This is a genomic window from Micromonospora sp. IBHARD003 (genome assembly GCF_056106285.1).
In genome coordinates this window covers 5,570,375-5,587,596 of record NZ_JBWBBX010000001.1, presented here as the reverse complement: position 1 = coordinate 5,587,596, position 17,222 = coordinate 5,570,375, and the positions used below count along the sequence as shown (strand labels likewise).

Genomic DNA, 17,222 nt, shown 5'->3' with positions numbered 1-17,222 from the left:
GAGCCACTCCGGAATGGCCATCAGCGAAATCTTCGGCACCCAGCCCGCCCCCGAGCAGTGGCTCGTCATAGGCACCGCCGCACTCGCCCTTGTCGCGGTCGTCCCGAACGCCCTGTGGAGGCTGTCCCGCAACGCGATCACGATCGCCCACGAGGGCGGACACGGACTGATCGCCCTGGTCACGGGCCGCCGGCTGGACGGCATCCGGCTGCACTCCGACACCAGCGGCCTCACCGTCAGCCGGGGCAAGCCGACAGGCCTCGGCATGATCCTCACCGCCGCCGCCGGCTACACCGCCCCACCGCTGCTCGGCCTCGGCGGGGCCTGGCTGCTCGCCGCGCACCGGATCACGCTGCTGCTGTGGGTGGCGACGGCCCTGCTGATCGCGATGCTGGTGATGATCCGCAACGCCTACGGAGCACTCACGGTGATCCTCACCGGTGCGGCCTTCCTGCTGGTGTCGTGGCTGACCGAGCCGCCGGTGCAGGCGGCGTTCGCCTACACGGCGGTGTGGTTCCTGCTGCTCGGCGGCGTCCGCCCCGCCTTCGAGCTGCAGTCGAAGCGGCGGCATTGGAGCAGCCGCGCAGCGTCGTTCGAGGGCGGTGGTGGGAGACGCGCGGGCGGAGCGCCCGACTCGGACGCGGACCAGCTGGCCCGGCTGACACACGTACCGCCGGCGATGTGGCTCTTCCTCTTCCACGCCGTTTCGCTGTGCTCGCTGATCGGGGGCGGGCGCTGGCTGCTCGGTCTCTGAACGGCGACACCGGCTGATCGGTCCCGAACGGCGTCACCGGCTGATCGGTCCCGAACGGCAGGGGAACGGCTCGCACCGGTCGAGCCCACTAAAGTGATGGCCATGACCGACAGCTCCGTGCACCCCGACCCCTGGTCCGCCCCCCATGCGAGCGGGCCCGTCCGCGCGACGGTCACCGTGCCCGGATCCAAGTCGGTCACCAACCGCGCGCTGGTGCTCGCGGCGCTGGCCGCCGAGCCGGGCTGGCTGCGCCGTCCGCTGCGCTCCCGCGACACCCTGCTGATGGCCGAGGCCCTGCGGGCCATGGGCGTCGGCATCGAGGAGCAGGTCTCCTCCAGCTCCACCTCCACCGGCGGCCCCGACAGCGGGGAAGCCTGGCGGATCATCCCGGCCGGGCTGCACGGCCCCGCCACGGTCGACGTCGGCAACGCCGGCACGGTGATGCGCTTCCTGCCGCCGGTCGCCGCCCTGGCCGACGGGCCCATCCGCTTCGACGGCGACCCCCGCTCCTACGAGCGTCCGCTCGGCGGGGTCATCGACGGTCTGCGCGCCCTCGGCGCGCGGATCGACGACGACGGCCGCGGCGCCCTGCCGATGACCGTGCACGGCGGCGGAGCGCTCGACGGCGGCCCGGTCGAGATCGACGCCTCCTCGTCCTCGCAGTTCGTCTCGGCGCTGCTGCTCTCGGCGCCGCGCTTCAACCAGGGCGTGGAGGTGCGGCACACCGGCGCCACGCTGCCGTCGATGCCGCACATCCGGATGACCGTCGACATGCTCCGTGCGGTCGGGGCGCAGGTGGACGAGCCGGAGACGGGCGGTGAGCCCAATGTGTGGCGGGTCCGCAGCGGCGCACTGCTCGGCCGCGACCTGACGGTCGAGCCCGATCTGTCCAACGCCCAGCCGTTCCTGGCGGCGGCGCTGGTGACCGGCGGCCGGGTCACGGTGCCCGACTGGCCGGAGCGCACCACCCAGCCCGGTGACGCACTGCGGGAGATCTTCACCGAGATGGGCGGTACCTGCGAGCTCACCGACGCCGGGCTGACCTTCACCGGCACAGGCCGGATCCACGGCATCGACGTCGATCTCGGCGAGGTCGGCGAGCTGACCCCGGGCATCGCCGCGGTGGCGACCCTTGCCGACTCCCCCTCGACGCTGCGCGGTGTCGCTCATCTGCGGCTGCACGAGACCGACCGTCTCGCCGCGCTCACCAAGGAGATCAACGAGCTCGGCGGCGATGTCACCGAGACCGAGGACGGGCTGCACATCCGGCCGCGGCCGCTGCACGGCGGTGTGTTCCACACCTACGACGACCACCGGATGGCCACGGCCGGCGCGATCATCGGTCTCGCCGTGCCCGGTGTCGAGATCGAGAACGTGGCGACGACCGCCAAGACCCTCCCCGACTTTCCCAGGATGTGGACCGACATGCTCGCGGGCAACTGAGCGGGGACGGCCGACGATGCGCCGCTACGGCAAGCACACCGACGAGGACGACGTCCGGGTCCGCCCCAACCGCAAGGGCAACCGCCCGCGTACGAACATCCGGCCCAAGCACGAGGACGCCGCCGAGGGCATGGTCCTGACCGTGGACCGCGGCCGGCTCACCTGCCTGGTCGACGACCGCGTCGTGATGGCGATGAAGGCCCGCGAACTGGGCCGCAAGGCGGCCGTGGTCGGCGACCGGGTCGGCCTTGTCGGGGATCTGTCCGGGAGCAAGGACACCCTCGCCAGGATCGTCCGGATCGAGGCTCGCTCGTCCGTACTGCGGCGCACCGCCGACGACGACGACCCTTACGAGCGTGTCGTCGTCGCCAACGCCGACCAGCTGGCCATCGTCACGGCGCTCGCCGACCCCGAGCCGCGGCCCCGGCTGATCGACCGCTGTCTGGTCGCGGCCTACGACGGCGGTCTCGAGCCTCTGCTGGTGCTGACCAAGTCGGATCTCGCCGGGCCCGAGAAGCTGCTGGAGCTGTACGGCGCACTGGACATCCCCTATGTCGTGACCTCGCGCGAGGAGCTGTACGAAGGGGACGCCGCCGAGCGGGTCCGCGAGCACCTGGGCGGCCGGATCACCGCGTTCGTGGGGCATTCGGGCGTCGGCAAGACCACGCTCGTCAACGCACTGGTTCCGAAGGACAGGCGGCGTACGACCGGCCATGTCAACGCGGTCACGGGCCGCGGCCGGCACACCACGACCTCGGCGCTGGCGCTGCCGCTCACGGGTGCCGTGGCCGACTCCCGTGCGGAGGGTGGGGAGAAGGGCTGGGTCATCGACACCCCCGGCGTGCGGTCCTTCGGTCTCCACCACGTCGACCCGTCGCGGGTCATCCACGCCTTCCCCGACCTGGAGCCGGGCACGGAGGGGTGTCCCCGGGCGTGCTCACACGACGAGCCCGACTGCGCCCTGGACGAGTGGGTGGAGCAGGGCCATGCCGATCCCGCGCGTCTGTACTCGCTGCGGCGGCTGCTGGCCACCCGCGAACGGCACGAGGGCGACTGAGCGGCAGGGGGCCCGCGCGCTGACGACGCGCGGATGATCATGCCCTGCACGTTTGCGGGCGACCGCGGCTGGTAAGTGCATACTCGCACCAAGTGACACGAAGCAGTCACCGACGCGGGAGGCACTCACGATGGCGTGGCTGCTCGTAGTGGTCGCCGGGCTCCTGGAGACGGGATTCGCGGTCTGTCTCAAGCTCTCGCACGGCTTCACCCGACTGTGGCCGACGATCGCGTTCGCGGTCTTCGCGCTGGGCAGCTTCGGGCTGCTCACCCTCTCCCTCCGCAAGCTCGACGTGGGCCCGGCGTACGCGGTGTGGACCGGCATCGGCGCCGCGGGAACCGCGATCTACGGCATGGTCTTCCTGGACGAGATCGCGTCGACCCTCAAGATCGTCTCGATCTCTCTGGTGATCGCCGGGGTCATCGGCCTGCAGCTTTCGGGGTCGAGCCATTGACCGCACGGCGGACCAGCTGACCGACGCCCTCGGGAGCGGGTGCGACGACGCAGGAGAGCGCGAGCCGTACCGTGAGCTCACAGCGCCGGGCGAGTTCCACGGCCTCGTCCCGGGAGCGGCTGCGGGTCCCCTGATCCCATGCGGCGACCGAGCGGTCCCGTACGGCGGCGATCAGATCGGCGGGCGCCGGATGCCCGGCGTCGGCGCGGCGCTGTGCGGGGACTCCGGAGCGCGCCATGGGCCGGGGCGGGGCGGCACGGGGCGCCGGCAGACGTTCGCTCCAGCAGCCGGTCAGCAGGGCGCGCAGCAGCGGCCGGGTGCGGGCCTCGCCCACGGTCCACTCGGCGACGGACACCAAGCGCTCGCCGTAGCTCGTGGCCCGGTCGGCGATCAGCAGCCGGTCCACCCCGTGGAGGTAGACATCGGCCTCACGCCGCACGAGGGCACGGGCGAGGCCGTCCTTGCTGCCGAACTCGTTGTAGAGCGTCTGCCGGGACACCCCGGCGGCGGAGGCCACATCGACCATGCGGATCCCGGACCAGGGCAGCTCGGACAGTGCGGTGAGAGCGGCGTTCAACAGTGCCTCGCGCGCTGTGGGCATGGTCGCCTCCCTGGCGGGCCTCCCGGGCCTGCGGCTCTGCGCTCAGAGTTGACGCATCGCCACACACTGTCAAGAGCGCCTGCCGCTTTCGGGGCATGGCCCGGTTCTCGCCTGCCCGGTTCTCCCGCTCGGCTGTCCCCAAGAGGCAGCGCGTCCGACCTGGGCGCAGCGTCGGCGACCTGCGGCCGTGCCGCCCGGAGCCCTGGCCTTGATCCCGCCCCGGCCCGATCTCGCCCGTCACGCCCGGCAGTAGAGTGCGACCATGGCCGACTATCACGATGATCTGCGTCTTGCCCATGTCCTCGCGGATGCCGCCGACGCGGCGACGATGGACCGGTTCAGGGCGCTCGACCTCAAGGTCGAGACCAAGCCCGACATGACGCCGGTGAGCGAGGCCGACAAGGCGGCCGAAGAGCTGATCCGCTTCCAGCTCCAGCGCGCCAGGCCGCGCGACGCGGTCCTCGGCGAGGAGTACGGCATCCAGGGCACCGGCCCGCGGCGCTGGGTCATCGACCCCATCGACGGAACCAAGAACTACGTCCGGGGCGTGCCGGTCTGGGCGACCCTGATCTCCCTGATGGAGGCCGGCGAGGGCGGCTACCAGCCGGTCGTCGGCGTGGTGTCGGCACCGGCGCTCGGCCGACGCTGGTGGGCGGCGAAGGGCGCGGGCGCCTACTCCGGCCGCAGCCTGTCGTCGGCGACGCGGCTGCGGGTGTCGAAGGTCTCCCGGCTCTCCGACGCCTCCTTCGCCTACTCGTCCCTGAGCGGCTGGGAGGAACGGGGCCGGCTGGACGGCTTCATGGACCTGACCCGTTCCGTCTGGCGCACCCGCGCCTACGGCGACTTCTGGCCGTACATGATGGTCGCCGAGGGGTCGGTGGACATCTGCGCGGAGCCAGAGCTGTCCCTGTGGGACATGGCGGCGAACGCGATCGTCGTCCAGGAGGCCGGAGGCACCTTCACCGGGCTGGACGGCACACCCGGCCCCCACAGCGGCAACGCGGCGGCGTCGAACGGACTGCTGCACGAGGAACTGCTGGACTACCTCCACCGGCGCTGACCGACCGCCACCGCACACCGCCCCCGCGGTTCGCCGTCCCCAACGCCTTCGGGCCTCGCCTCGCCGTTCTCCCGCTCCGTCAGCACCGGTGCCACCGGCGGTTGCCGGCCGTAACGCCCCCCACGCGCCCCCGGCGGACGACGCGCCCCCTCTTGTTGGCTTCCGGATTCACTGCGACTCTGAGAGTCCCCCCACTTGTGAATTTGTGAAGGAATTCTCAGGCGCCCCTACGGCGCCGGGCACCGTCCCCTTGGGGGATTCACCAAGGAGGTGGCTCCATCCATGCTCGTCCGTGACGCCATGAGCACGGTGGTCCTCACCATCGGCCCCGCACACACCCTCCGACAGGCCGCCCGGCTGATGGCCGGACGCCGTGTCGGGGCGGCCATCGTCCTCGACCCCGACACCAGCGGCCTCGGCATCATCACCGAGCGCGACATCCTGAACTCGCTCGGCGCGGGACAGGACCCCGACCACGAAACCTCAGGCGCCCACACCACCACCGACGTGGTCTTCGCCGCACCCTCCTGGACATTGGTGGAGGCCGCAGAAGCCATGACGCACGGCGGCTTCCGCCATCTCATCGTGCTGGACGCCGGCGAGCCCGTCGGCATCGTCTCCGTACGCGACATCATCCGGTGCTGGGCTCCGGCCCGGCACCACACGACGACGCTCGCCGGATAGACAGGCGCGCGAGGGCCGGAGCCTGTCGGGCTCCGGTCCTCCCGGCACGCCCCCGGTCCGCAAGCCCGAAGCTCGGCGACAGCACACGGCAGCTTGAGTCCATTGCTGGACATGATCCAAGTCAAGCAATAATCCAAACTCACACCCGTTCGGGATCTGTGGCCCCTTGCTGTTAGGCTGATACGTATGAGTGACCTGTTGGAACGACTGCGCGGACGCGGTTGGCGTATGACCGCGCAGCGGCGTGTCGTGGCCGAGGTCCTCGACGGTGAGCACGTCCATCTGACCGCCGACGAGGTACATGCACGCGCCGTCGAGCGCCTGCCGGAGATCTCGCGGGCCACCGTGTACAACACGCTGGGTGAGCTGGTCTCCCTGGGTGAGGTGCTGGAGGTGTCGACGGATCGGCGCGCCAAGCGCTACGACCCGAATGCGCACCGCCCGCACCAGCATCTGGTCTGTGCCCGGTGCGGCACGATCCGCGATGTCCACCCGATGGGCAATCCGCTCGCGGATCTCCCGGACGCGGAGCGCTTCGGCTTCGCGATCTCCGATGTCGAGGTCACCTACCGGGGCATCTGCCCGAACTGCGCGCCGGCGTAGCCGCCCAGTCCGGCGATCACGCGCACGATCCACATCAGGGCCCTTGGGTCCCGCACGCGCCCGGCCAAGTCCGGACCGTCCACGCGGGGCACAGGGGCCTTCGGGTTTCAGGGCCATCCACCGTGCGCGCCGGAACGCCCTCCCACGGGAGCCCTCGAAGAGGGGCTCGAGAGGAAACACCGAAGGCCCGGAAGCTGATGCCTCCGGGCCTTCGGCCTTCAGTAGCGGGGACAGGATTTGAACCTGCGACCTCTGGGTTATGAGCCCAGCGAGCTACCGAGCTGCTCCACCCCGCGTCGGTGAACCCAACAGTACGTGATGCCGACGAGCAGTGCAAAATCCTTCTCCGCACCCCCCGTACGCCCGCAAGCCCGGCCCGTACGCCCGCGGGTGCAGACCCGGCGGGTGCGAGGCCTGCGTGCACCCGCCGGACGTCCGCGCCGGTGACGCGCCGCCGGGCTGGAGAAGGCAGGCCCGGCGCCACCCTCAGGCTGTCAGCTCCTGGCGCAGGGCCTCCCGCAGGCGGGCGGCCCGCTGCGCGACCTCCACCGGGCCGAGCGCCTCGGCGCGCCCACACCATCGCTGCCCTTCCACCAGGTCACCGCGCCGTGCGCAGAGAAGAGCCAGTCGCAGCGCCGCCCGCCCGTGGCCCGCGTCGGCCGCCCGCTTCCACCACAGGGCGGCTTCCCGCTCGTTTCCGTCGCGCGCGAGCAGCAGCCCGAGGTTGAACGCGCCGTTCCGGCTGCCCGACTCGGCGGCCTCCCGGTACCAGTTCACCGCTTCCATCAGGTCGCCCCGTGCGGCGGCCAGCATGCCGACCCGCACCTGTGCGCGCCGGTGCCCCTGCTCGGCGGCCCGCTCGTACCACTCCTCGCACTCGGTCTTCTCCGCCACCGGCTCTCCGAGCGCCGGCGCCCCGGTCGGCGGCTGACGCGCGTCGAGCACGGTCGCGAGCCGGAACGCCGCCTCGGCGCTGCCGCTGCCCGCCGCACAGCGCAGATAGCGCTCCGCCTCCCGCTCCCGGCCGTCCCGCAGACAGGCCATACCGACCTGGAGCGCGGCGTCGGTGTGCCCGGCCGCGGCTGCGCGCTCGTACCAGCGCAGTGCCGCGCGGTCGTCGTCGCGCCCGGCGTACAGGATGCCGAGGTTGAAGGCGGCGTCCACGCTGCCGGCTTCCGCGGCCTTGGAGAACCAGGGCTCCGCTCCGGCCGGGTCGCCGGACTGCAGCAGCAGTACGGCGAGGGCGTTGGCCGCCTCGCGGTGCCCGGCGTACGCGGCACGCCGGTACCACTGCTCCGCCTGGGCCGTCCGGTCCTGGGCCGCACAGAGCAGACCGAGGTTGTACGCGCCGTTGACGTCGCCCGCGTCCATGGCCGCGCGGTACCAGCGCTCGGCCGTCTGCTGCTCACCGCGTGCAGCGTGCAGCGCACCCAGCGCATTGGCAGCGTTGCCATCACCGTGCTGAGCGGCCCGCAGCCACCACACGGCCGCGCTCTCCTCGTCCCCGGCGTCCCTGAGCAGGAACCCGAGGGCACAGGCGGCACGGGGCTCGCCGTCCTTGGCGGACGTGAGGTACCAGCGACCGGCCTCCTTCAGCTCACCGCGCCGCTCGAGGATCGCCCCGAGCTGCAGGGCCGCCCGCCGGTGACCCCGTGCGGCGGCCTGCCGGTACCACTGCTCGGCCTCCCGCCAGATGCCGCCGGCCGCACCGGCCTCGGCCGCGGATTCGGCTGCTGCGGCAGCGTCCCCGTCGGCGGCCGGGCGCCCGTCGGCGGTCCGCCCGGAAGCCCCGCGGTTCGTGCCGCGGACCTCCGCAGCAGGTCGCCTGCCCCGGGCCCCACGACCGGGCTCCGCCGCGGCCTCCGTGACGGAGCGTCCGCCGGTGGCCCCGTCGCCGGAACCCTCGACGTCGGCGGCCTGAGCGGTGTCCGCCGCACCGAGGACGAGCCCCGCAGACGACGGCCGGGCGGCACGGACAACGGCGCGGGCACGGCGCTCGAGCAGCCGCGCCAGCCGGTACGCCGCCTCGCGGTGGCCCTGCTCGGCCGCGGCGCGCAGCCAGCGCTCCGCCCCCGGCTCACTGCGGTGCTCCAGCAGATCGGCGAGCGCGTAGGCACCGAGCGCATGGCCGTGCTCGGCGGACTGGCGCAGCCAGTACTCGGCCGCGGGCTCGTCGCCCCGCTCCCGGTAGTGCCGGCCCAGCGCATGGGCTGCGGCGGCCGAGCCCGCGACGGCGGCGATGCGCCACCAGCCCGCGGCGTCGTCGGCGTAGCCGCGCTGGTGCAACAGGACACCCAGGTTGTTCGCGGCGGCACGGTCGCCCTCCGACGTCGCCGCCCGCAGGAACGACTCGGCGCCGTCGAGGTCGCCGCGGCGCAGCAGCATGGCGCCGAGGACGCTCATGGAGGCTATGTCCCCGGCCTCGGCAGCACGGCGGTGCCGGGCCTCGGTCTCCGCCTCGGCGGAATCGATGCCGTCCCCCTCGTCGGGGGTGTCACCGCCGTCGACGCACTCGGCGGACGCGAAAAGCCCGGCAGAGTCGGCAGGTTCGGTGGAGCCGACGGGTGCAGCGGGCGTGGCCGGTCCGGCGGACGCGAGCGCGTCCAAAGGCTCGGCAAGCCCCAGAGCGCGCTCCGCTTCCGCGACATCCACTCCCACCGCTCCGACCGCGGTCCCGGTATGCCGCTGCGCAAACCGCCCTGTATCCAACAGAGTCGCCTTGTCCCCCATAAATTCCATCGTCGCACCACCTGCAACCCGCGTACACCTGGTATACCGCAGCCAGTGAGGTCACTTCAGCGTTTTGTCGACATGCCCACAGAGAGACAAGTCAAACACGTCACGCCGACACTCGGCCCCCTCGGCACGCGCTTCTCCCCCGATGTGTTCCGTATACGCATGAAGAAGGCCCGGATCCTGATGGATCCGGGCCCTCAACTTCAGTAGCGGGGACAGGATTTGAACCTGCGACCTCTGGGTTATGAGCCCAGCGAGCTACCGAGCTGCTCCACCCCGCGTCGTTGTGCAACTACCGTACCACGCCATGTGGTCTGCCCTGCCCGGCGGCCTCTCGGCGGCCGGGCAGGGCCCGTTGACCACGTCCGCTCAGCCGCCCGAAGCGGGAGGCGCCGACGAGGGCGGTGACGACGGGGACGGTGACTGGGCCTTCGGCTGCGCTGCCGACTGGGCCGCCGCCGCACGCTCCAGTGCCGCCTGCAGATCCGCCTGGGCACGGCCGTAGGCCGTCCAGTCGTTCTTCTTGAGCGCCGCCTGTCCCTCCTCGTACGCCTTCTGGGCGTCCGCGATGGCCTGCTTGAGCGCCGCGTCACCGGTGGCCGGCGGCTTCGTCGTCTCGCCGGGTGGCGGGGGCGTCGTCGGCTGCTCGGCGCCGTCGACCCCGAACACCGCGTTCAGTGCCTCCCCGAGGCTGTCCTTGAACACCGGCTTCCCGCCGTACGACACGGCGACCTTCTTCAGCAGCGGGTAGTTCGCGCTGCCGCCGCGCGCGTACACGGGCTCGATGTAGAGGAAGCCTCCGTCCAGCGGGACCGTGAGCAGGTTGCCGTACTCGATGTCCGAGTCCGTACCTCTCAGGTCACGCACGAACGTCGCGACCTCCGGCACACCGTTCAGCTCGGACTGGACCTGCTGCGGGCCCTGCACGGTCGAGGTGACCCTCAACAGTCTTATCGACCCGTACTTGTCGCTGGTGGCATCCGCGTCGACCGCCATGAACGCGCCCAGGTTGGGCCGTCCGCTCGGTGTGAAGGTCGTCGTCAGCGAGAACTTCTGCTCCGTGGCCCCGGGCATCTTGAGGCTCAGGTAGTACGGCGGGACCGTCCGGCCGTCCTTGTTGGTCGGGTCGTCCGGCACCTGCCAGGCGTCACTGCCGCTGTAGAACTGGTCCGCGTCGGTCACGTGGTACCGGGTCAGCAGCTCGCGCTGGACCTTGAACATGTCCTGCGGGTAGCGCAGATGGGCCTTGAGAGCGGGCGAGATGTCGCTCTTTGGCTTCACCGTGTCCGGGAATGCCTTCATCCACGTCTTGAGGACCGGGTCCTCGGTGTCCCACTGGTACAGGTCGACGGTGCCGTCGTACGCGTCGACGGTCGCCTTCACCGAGTTGCGGATGTAGTTGACCTGGTTCTGCTGCGCGACCACGGCCCGCTGGCTGTCGGTCAGCGAGTCGGCCGTCGTGTCGCCCAGGGTCGTACGCGAGGCGTAGGGGTAGCCGTTCGTGGTGGTGTAGGCGTCGACGATCCACTTGATGCGGCCGTCGACCACCGCCGGGTAGGCGTCGCCGTCGATGGTGAGCCAGGGGGCCACCGCCTCGACGCGCTCCTTGGGCGTGCGGTTGTAGAGGATCCGCGAGCCGTCGCCGATCGCTCCCGAGTAGAGGATCTGCGGCTCGCTGAACGCCACCGCGTACGCGGCGCGGTTGAAGGCGTTGGAGAGGTCGACCCCGCTCTTGCCCTTGTAGCTGGTGGTCTCCTCACCGTTCTTCTCGTAGTCGAGCTCCTTCTGCGGGCCGCCGACGATCGAGTACTGCTCGGTCTTCTCGCCGTAGTAGATCCGCTGCTCGTACTTGCCGAGCCGGCCCGTCGTGGGCATTCCCGACTCGGTGAAGTCGGGCGACCCGATCGTGCCCTGGTCCTCGTTGGTGATCGTGTTGGTGCCCTTGGCCGCGATCGCCCCGTAACCATGGGTGTAGGTGAAGTGGTCGTTGATCCAGTTGTGCTTCGGGATGCCCTTGATGTTGAGCTCGCGAAGACCGATCACCGTGTCCTGCGGCTTCCCGTCCGGACCGTTGTAGCGGTCGACGTCGAGGGTGGCCGGGAACTGGTAGTACTTGCGCTCCTGCTGGAGCTGCTGGAAGGCGGGCGAGACGACGTTGGAGTCGACGAGCCGGTAGCTGGCGGCCGACGTCGCCTCCTCGCGCTGCTGCGCCTTGCGCTTCGGATCGCCCTTGCCCTCGTAGTCCTCGGCCTTGGTGCTGTCGATGCCGTATGCCTTGCGCGTGGCATCGATGTTCTTCTCGATGTACGGGGCTTCCTTGGCCTGCTCGTTCGGCTGGACCTGGAACTTCTGGACGATGGCCGGGTAGAGGCCGCCGATCAGGATCGCCGACAGGACCATCAGCCCGAAGCCGATCACCGGCAGCTGCCAGGTGCGCCTCCACAGCGTCGCGAAGAACAGCACGGCGCAGATCACGGCGATGCAGAAGAGGATCGTCTTGGCCGGCAGATACGCGTTGGCGTCGACGTAGCGCAGACCCGTCCAGTTGCCGGTCGCCTTGAAGTCACTGGACTTGACCGCCAGACCGTACCGGTCGAGCCAGTAGGCGACGGCCTTCAGCGCGACGAAGAAGCCGAGCAGCACGGAGAGGTGACCGGTGGCCGCGGCGGTCGCTCGCGCGCCCGGGCTGGTGATGCGCAGCCCCCCGTACAGATAGTGGGTGAGCGCGGCGGCGATCACCGAGAGCACGGCGGCAGCGAAACCGAAGCCGAGCAGGAAGCGGTACCAGGGCAGGTCGAAGGCGAAGAAGGCCACGTCCAGCCCGAACTGGGGGTCCTTCTGCCCGAACGGGACGCCGTTGACCCACATCAGCCAGGTGCGCCACTGCGTGGAGGCGGAGGCTCCGGCGATCAGACCGACGAGGGCGGTGATCGCGAGAAGCACCCACTTCTTGTACGGGGCGACCCCCATCCGGTACCGGTCGAGGCTCTGCTGCTCCATCGACATCGCGCTGAGCGGCGGCCGGAGGCGGTGGGCCAGCCAGATGTTCACTCCGACCGCGGCGGCCATCAGCAGACCGAAGACCACGAAGAGACCGACCTTGGTCCACAGGGTGGTCGTGAACACGGACGAGTACTTCACCGAGCGGTACCAGAGCCAGTCGGTCCAGAACCCCGCGAACATGACAAAGGCCATGGCCAGGACGGCCAACACGCCCAGTGTCATCAGCAGGGTGCGGACGCGCCGGGACGGCCGACCGACTCTGATCCGTGGCCCGCCAGGGCCTCCGCCGCGGTCCGGCATCTGGAAAGCCAACGTGCGCCCCTCGAGTTCGCGGTTGTGTAAAGCGTGCAAGCATATCTGCGCGCTGCGGGTGTACATCGGGCCCTGGCGATCGTAGGGCCCACTCATGGAACTTACCGACGCTTTACCTAGTTCCCGATGGCGGGTCCGGAGGAGGCAGGATATTGACCATGTCCAACGTTTCTCCCTCATCGCCAGACGACCAGCCGACCCCCGTGGCCGCGAGCCCGCTGACCCGGGCGGTGCTCGAGATCGACGAATACGCCTCCGGCCTCGGCTGGGACCAGCCCGCGAGGCTCTTCGCCCTCGTCGACACCGCACGCCTGCGCGCCCAGGAGCCCGGTCTCGCCGACCAGCTCGGCATCGGTGAAAGCGACGCGATCGCACCCCTCACCCCGGTCGAACAGGACGAGATCCCGTCCGGCACCCCCCTCGACGAGTTCCTCGGCACCATCGCCTGGCCGGACGCGGTGGCGGGATGTGCACTGACGGTGGAGCGGCTGATGCTGCCGCCGTCCGCGGAAGCGTCCGTACCGGAGGGACTCGACGAAGCAGGACTGGCGAAGTGGGTCGCCGCGCATCCGGACCGCCAGGAGGTCCGGATGACGGTCGCGGTGCTCCGCGACGGCGCGCGGGAGTCGGCGCTGCGGCTGCGTGAGAAGGACTCCCCGAAGGAGGTCCTCACCGGTGCGGACCTGGTTCCGGGGCTGGCCGACGCCCTGGCCGCGACGTTCGAGGCGTAAGCGGGACCGACAGGGGCGCGCTCCGAGTGGGCGCGCCTTCTGCCCGGGCACCGAACCCGCGCGTCCGCGCGAGGCGCTGCTGCTCCGGGGCACGGGAAGGCGGAGGCCGAGGGCGCGGAGCCGAGGGCGCGGGGCCGAGGGCGTCAGCCCTTGGCGCAGCTGGGCAGGCCCGCCGTGTTCCCGCTGCGGATCTTCTCCAGGGACTTCACGGCGTCGCCGATGGTCTTGACCCTGACGAGGGTGAGCCCCTCGGGAATGTCCGAAGCCGCGGCGGCACAGTTGTCGTCCGGCGTCAGGAAGTACTCGGCGCCGGCCTTCCGCGCACCGACCAGCTTCATCTCGATCCCGCCGATCGGTCCGACGGTGCCCTTCTCGTCGATCGTGCCGGTGCCTGCGACGAACTTCCCGCCGGTCAGATCGGCCGGAGTGAGCTTGTCGACGATGCCGAGCGCGAACATCAGCCCCGCGCTCGGGCCGCCCACGTCGGCGAGCTTGATGTCGATGGTGAACGGGAACGTGTGATCCGTACCGGCCGTGATGCCGATCATGGCCCGACCGTCATCGGTGGACTTCACCGTCTTCACCGTCACGTCCTGCGTGGCCGTCGGCTCCTTGCCGGCCTTCTCGGCTGCGGCGGCCTCCTTGGCGGGGACGACCGAGAGGACGGTCTTCTGGCCGGGCCGGTGCTTGGTGACCGCCTTCCCGACCTCGTCCGGTGCCTTGACCGGCGTACCGTCCACGGCCTTGATCACATCGCCCGCGTGCAGCCTGCCCTCGGCGGGGCTCTCCTTGCGGACGGAGGCGACCACGACCCGGGTGCTCACCGGGACGCCCAGCTGACGCAGTGCCGCGACCTTGGCGCTCTCCTGGGACTGGCTGAACTCCTCGGCGTTCTCCTGGTTGGACTGCTCTTCCGTCTTGCCGTCCGGGTAGAGCGTCTCGTGCGGAACGACGACGTTGTCGTGGGCCAGCCAGCCATAGACGACCTCGGCGAGGTTCATCCGGTAGTCCGCACCGGTGACCCTGACGGTGGTCATGTTGAGGTGTCCCGAGGTCGGGTAGCTCTTGCGGCCGGAGATCTGCAGCACCGGCTCTCCGCCGGCCTCGCCGAGCGTGTTCACCGTCGGGCCGGGCGTCATCTCGGAGTACGGCGGCACCATGAACACGCCGGCGCAGAGCAGCACGATGAGGACCAGGGTGGAGGCGAGCATCGTCGCTGTGCGGCGGGGCATGGAACGACAGTACGGGACTGGCCTGTCCGTGCACTCGCCGGGCCGGTCCGTACGAGGCGCACGAAGCCGGCGCGAGCCCATGGGGCTCGCGCCGGCGACAGCCTCGGCGCACGTCGGCGCACAGGAGTCAGGCAGCGTCCGAACCGGAGTGGGACTTCTCCATCGCGTCCCGGAACCGCGCATAGCCGGCCAGCTCGGAGACGTCCCCGGTAGTCCGATTGCGCGATGCCCAGCTTCCCCAGATCGCCGCACCAACAGCGGCGAAGAGCGGAATCAGCAACCAGGCGAGTGCCGCCATCCCTACCTCCCGACCCATGCGCTGGAACAACCACTGCTACAGCTAGCCGATCAGCAGATTAACCATCCGTCGGTTCAACGCTGGTGCCAGGGGGTCGGTTACGCAAATCGTGTCTCCCGACCGCCGACCGGGTCGCCGCCGTGCCTCGCTTCGCGGCTACCCGCGATCGACGCCGCCAAGCGGCAAGCCTCCCGTACTCCCCATGGACGAAAGCGCTTACGCGCCGGTCGTCTCCCCCGCCTGGCCATCACCCCGCGGATGAGGGCGGTACGCGCCGACCCTCCCACCCGTCACCCGACCACCACCCCTCAGGCGACGGCGCTACGCGCCGACCCACCCACCCGTCACCCGACCACCACCCCTCAGGCGACGGCGCTACGCGCCGACCCACCCACCCGTCACCCGACCACCACCCCTCAGGCGACGGCGCTACGCGCCGACCCATTCTTCGGTCCCGTTCGAGAAGCGTTGGTGCTTCCAGATGGGGACCTCGCGCTTGAGGTCGTCGATCAGCTTCCGGCAGGCCTCGAACGCCTCACCGCGGTGCGGGCAGGAGACCGCGACGACGACCGCGAGATCGCCGACCTCGAGATCACCCACACGATGGACGGCGGCCAGGGCGCGGACCGGGTAGTCGGCGGCGACCTTCTCCGCGATGCGGCGCATTTCCGCCACTGCCGTCGGGTGGCACGAATATCCGAGGGATTCGACGTCCGAACCGTCGTCGTGATTGCGCACCGTGCCGACGAAGAGCGCCGTGCCGCCCGCCGCGGCGTCGCCGACCGCGCGGAAGACCTCGTCGACGGAGAGCGGGGTGTCACGGATGTCCAGCAGCCGGATCGGATCCGCTGCCGCCTGCTCGCCGGGGTGATCGCTCGTACGTGCCATGGCCCCATCGTGCCGCACCGCCTCGGCATCCCGGAACTGCCCTTTCCGCCGGGCACGCCCGGCCCCGCTTGGAGCCTTCTACAGCGCCGCCGCGCTCCCGGCCCCGAGCGCGGCCCTACAGACCCCGCCGTCTGCGGGCGCGCCGTACCAGCGCTGCCGTACCCAGCAGCGCGACGGTCGCACCCGCCGCGCCGGCAGCAGCCGTGGCGTCCTTGCGGCCCAGGCGCCGGCCCGCGACCGTGTGCCGCCCCTCGACCTCCTGCAGCAGAGCCGCGAGTACTTCCTCGTTGGTCCACTGCGGCCGCCACCCCGCGTCGTGCAGCCTGCCGACGCTGACCACCCAGGGGTGCATCGTGTACGCGAGGTCGCCCGCGGGCGAGGGGGTGAGGCCGATCCGGTGCAGACGCGCCGCCGCGCCGAGCGCGACCGCGGACGGCAGCTCCATCCGGCGGATACCGCTGAGCTCCTCGACCTCCTCCTGCTCCAGCCAGCCGTCGCAGCCGACCGCGAACTCGCCGTCGACCTTCTCCAGCGCGGCGTACTCGAGGGCGCTCACCAGATCCTCGACATGGCAGAACTGCCAGGTGGGACGGGATCCCGCGACGACGAGCAGCCTTGGTGACTCGAAGTAACGGGTGAGGGCCGTGTCCGTACCCCCCACCAGGACGGCGGGTCTGACCACCGTGACGTTGAGACCGGGGTGGGCACGCGGTGCGCGGCGGCCGAGGCGCTCGATCTCCAGCAGATCACCGACGCCGGTGGCCTCGGCCGTTGCCCGCAGCTCGGCGTCCTCGGACAGCGGGATGTCGTTGTCGGGCAGAGCCCCGTAGACCATCGCCGAAGTGCACAGGACGGCCCGGTGCACGCCTGCGGCCGCCGCAGCGGTCAGCACGGTCTGCGTTCCGCGAACGTTGTACGCGGTGCGTGCCGCGGAGTCGGTCTCCAGGTCCAGATCGAGCGCCAGGTGCACGACGACATCGGCGCCGCGCAGTTTCTCGGCGATCGCCGGGTCGCGCACGTCGAGGATGTGCCAGTGGGCCTCGGGGAGATCACCGCGCCGCTCGTCGATGGCGATGACCTGCTTGATCTCGTCGGATGCGACGAGACGCCTGGTCAGCAGCTCGCCGACGCCCGAAGCGGCGCCGGTGACAGCGACCACGGGGCCGCGCCCCGCGGCGGGGGCCGGAAGGTTTCGCGCTGCGCGAACCTGCGGATCTGGGGAACTCACCAGGTGTCTCCAGCGGTTGTCTTCAGTACGTACGCGAAAGCCGCGCACGTACAGGTGGCGTCCATCCTGCCGCAGGCTGCGGATCGGCGGAGCACCCAGTCCATGTCCGGCCCGGATGTCTCCCGACACAAGGCCGGC

At 70.9% G+C, this 17,222-nt stretch carries 15 protein-coding genes and 2 tRNA genes; 8 read left to right on the top strand and 9 right to left on the bottom strand.

Translation table 11 applies throughout. The annotated features are described in order from the left end of the window. The first annotated feature begins 13 nt into the window (after nt 1-13). The 4 genes from ACTWOL_RS24890 (at nt 14) to ACTWOL_RS24875 (ending at nt 3,708) form a co-directional block, all read left to right on the top strand. The gene (locus tag ACTWOL_RS24890) at nt 14-754 is read left to right on the top strand and encodes a M50 family metallopeptidase (RefSeq protein ID WP_474299001.1); all 741 of its coding nucleotides are present in this window, start codon (nt 14-16) and stop codon (nt 752-754) included. 102 nt (nt 755-856) lie between these two features. Next, nucleotides 857-2,197: a 3-phosphoshikimate 1-carboxyvinyltransferase gene (aroA, locus tag ACTWOL_RS24885; RefSeq protein ID WP_474299000.1), complete on the top strand. Its 1,341-nt coding sequence runs from the start codon at nt 857-859 to the stop codon at nt 2,195-2,197. Between the two features lie 16 nt (nt 2,198-2,213). Beyond that, on the top strand, nt 2,214-3,254 hold the full coding sequence (gene rsgA, locus ACTWOL_RS24880) for a ribosome small subunit-dependent GTPase A (protein WP_474298999.1): 1,041 nt from the start codon (nt 2,214-2,216) through the stop codon (nt 3,252-3,254). A gap of 130 nt (nt 3,255-3,384) precedes the next feature. Then, entirely contained in the window at nt 3,385-3,708 is a 324-nt protein-coding gene (locus ACTWOL_RS24875) for a DMT family transporter (protein ID WP_474298998.1), read from the top strand. Here the strand turns inward: ACTWOL_RS24875 and ACTWOL_RS24870 are convergent. After that, entirely contained in the window at nt 3,674-4,309 is a 636-nt protein-coding gene (locus tag ACTWOL_RS24870; RefSeq protein ID WP_474298997.1) for a TetR/AcrR family transcriptional regulator, read from the bottom strand. The two genes, ACTWOL_RS24875 and ACTWOL_RS24870, sit on opposite strands and share 35 nt — an antisense overlap. Nucleotides 4,310-4,571: 262 nt before the next feature. Here ACTWOL_RS24870 and hisN point away from each other — a divergent pair, with 262 nt between their 5' ends. From hisN to ACTWOL_RS24855, 3 genes are all read left to right on the top strand, one after another. Next, nucleotides 4,572-5,369 (top strand): histidinol-phosphatase, encoded by a 798-nt coding sequence (gene hisN / locus ACTWOL_RS24865; protein WP_474298996.1) that lies wholly within the window; start codon nt 4,572-4,574, stop codon nt 5,367-5,369. 282 nt (nt 5,370-5,651) lie between these two features. Beyond that, a complete protein-coding gene (locus ACTWOL_RS24860; protein ID WP_474298995.1) occupies nt 5,652-6,053 on the top strand; it encodes a CBS domain-containing protein in 402 nt (133 codons plus the stop codon). 186 nt (nt 6,054-6,239) lie between these two features. Then, nucleotides 6,240-6,656 (top strand): Fur family transcriptional regulator, encoded by a 417-nt coding sequence (locus ACTWOL_RS24855; RefSeq protein ID WP_474298994.1) that lies wholly within the window; start codon nt 6,240-6,242, stop codon nt 6,654-6,656. 222 nt (nt 6,657-6,878) lie between these two features. Here the strand turns inward: ACTWOL_RS24855 and ACTWOL_RS24850 are convergent. The 4 genes from ACTWOL_RS24850 to ACTWOL_RS24835 all read right to left on the bottom strand — a co-directional run bounded on the left by ACTWOL_RS24850 (nt 6,879) and on the right by ACTWOL_RS24835 (nt 12,617). Then, nucleotides 6,879-6,952 (bottom strand) — tRNA-Met (locus ACTWOL_RS24850). 190 nt (nt 6,953-7,142) lie between these two features. Then, a complete protein-coding gene (locus tag ACTWOL_RS24845; protein ID WP_474298993.1) occupies nt 7,143-9,308 on the bottom strand; it encodes a tetratricopeptide repeat protein in 2,166 nt (721 codons plus the stop codon). A gap of 291 nt (nt 9,309-9,599) precedes the next feature. Beyond that, nucleotides 9,600-9,673 (bottom strand) — tRNA-Met (locus ACTWOL_RS24840). An 88-nt stretch (nt 9,674-9,761) separates the two neighbouring features. After that, nucleotides 9,762-12,617 carry a UPF0182 family membrane protein gene (locus ACTWOL_RS24835; protein WP_474298992.1) on the bottom strand — a complete coding sequence of 952 codons (2,856 nt, stop codon included), beginning with the start codon at nt 12,615-12,617 and terminating at the stop codon, nt 9,762-9,764. A gap of 248 nt (nt 12,618-12,865) precedes the next feature. Between ACTWOL_RS24835 and ACTWOL_RS24830 the strand changes: the two genes are divergently transcribed. After that, entirely contained in the window at nt 12,866-13,438 is a 573-nt protein-coding gene (locus ACTWOL_RS24830; RefSeq protein ID WP_474298991.1) for a PPA1309 family protein, read from the top strand. Nucleotides 13,439-13,581: 143 nt separating this feature from the next. On the opposite strand, the gene ACTWOL_RS24825 is transcribed toward ACTWOL_RS24830, so the two are convergent. From ACTWOL_RS24825 to ACTWOL_RS24810, 4 genes are all read right to left on the bottom strand, one after another. Continuing rightward, entirely contained in the window at nt 13,582-14,670 is a 1,089-nt protein-coding gene (locus tag ACTWOL_RS24825) for a YlbL family protein (RefSeq protein WP_474298990.1), read from the bottom strand. Between the two features lie 127 nt (nt 14,671-14,797). Next, complete coding sequence (locus ACTWOL_RS24820) at nt 14,798-14,968, bottom strand: hypothetical protein (RefSeq protein WP_474298989.1); 171 nt, start codon at nt 14,966-14,968, stop codon at nt 14,798-14,800. Nucleotides 14,969-15,397: 429 nt separating this feature from the next. After that, nucleotides 15,398-15,856 (bottom strand): molybdenum cofactor biosynthesis protein MoaE, encoded by a 459-nt coding sequence (locus tag ACTWOL_RS24815; protein ID WP_474298988.1) that lies wholly within the window; start codon nt 15,854-15,856, stop codon nt 15,398-15,400. A gap of 115 nt (nt 15,857-15,971) precedes the next feature. After that, a complete protein-coding gene (locus tag ACTWOL_RS24810; RefSeq protein ID WP_474298987.1) occupies nt 15,972-17,015 on the bottom strand; it encodes an SDR family oxidoreductase in 1,044 nt (347 codons plus the stop codon). Between the last annotated feature and the right edge of the window lie 207 nt (nt 17,016-17,222).

Bases quoted from the DNA above. Each gene is read 5' to 3' on its own strand.
- ACTWOL_RS24875 (WP_474298998.1), top strand. From the start codon at position 3,385: ATGGCGTGGCTGCTCGTAGTGGTCGCCGGGCTCCTGGAGACGGGATTC.
- ACTWOL_RS24860 (WP_474298995.1), top strand. From the start codon at position 5,652: ATGCTCGTCCGTGACGCCATGAGCACGGTGGTCCTCACCATCGGCCCC.
- ACTWOL_RS24835 (WP_474298992.1), bottom strand. From the start codon at position 12,617: ATGACACTGGGCGTGTTGGCCGTCCTGGCCATGGCCTTTGTCATGTTC.
- rsgA (WP_474298999.1), top strand. From the start codon at position 2,214: ATGCGCCGCTACGGCAAGCACACCGACGAGGACGACGTCCGGGTCCGC.
- ACTWOL_RS24825 (WP_474298990.1), bottom strand. From the start codon at position 14,670: ATGCCCCGCCGCACAGCGACGATGCTCGCCTCCACCCTGGTCCTCATC.
- ACTWOL_RS24815 (WP_474298988.1), bottom strand. From the start codon at position 15,856: ATGGCACGTACGAGCGATCACCCCGGCGAGCAGGCGGCAGCGGATCCG.
- ACTWOL_RS24890 (WP_474299001.1), top strand. From the start codon at position 14: ATGGCCATCAGCGAAATCTTCGGCACCCAGCCCGCCCCCGAGCAGTGG.
- ACTWOL_RS24830 (WP_474298991.1), top strand. From the start codon at position 12,866: ATGTCCAACGTTTCTCCCTCATCGCCAGACGACCAGCCGACCCCCGTG.
- ACTWOL_RS24820 (WP_474298989.1), bottom strand. From the start codon at position 14,968: ATGGCGGCACTCGCCTGGTTGCTGATTCCGCTCTTCGCCGCTGTTGGT.
- ACTWOL_RS24870 (WP_474298997.1), bottom strand. From the start codon at position 4,309: ATGCCCACAGCGCGCGAGGCACTGTTGAACGCCGCTCTCACCGCACTG.
- hisN (WP_474298996.1), top strand. From the start codon at position 4,572: ATGGCCGACTATCACGATGATCTGCGTCTTGCCCATGTCCTCGCGGAT.
- aroA (WP_474299000.1), top strand. From the start codon at position 857: ATGACCGACAGCTCCGTGCACCCCGACCCCTGGTCCGCCCCCCATGCG.
- ACTWOL_RS24855 (WP_474298994.1), top strand. From the start codon at position 6,240: ATGAGTGACCTGTTGGAACGACTGCGCGGACGCGGTTGGCGTATGACC.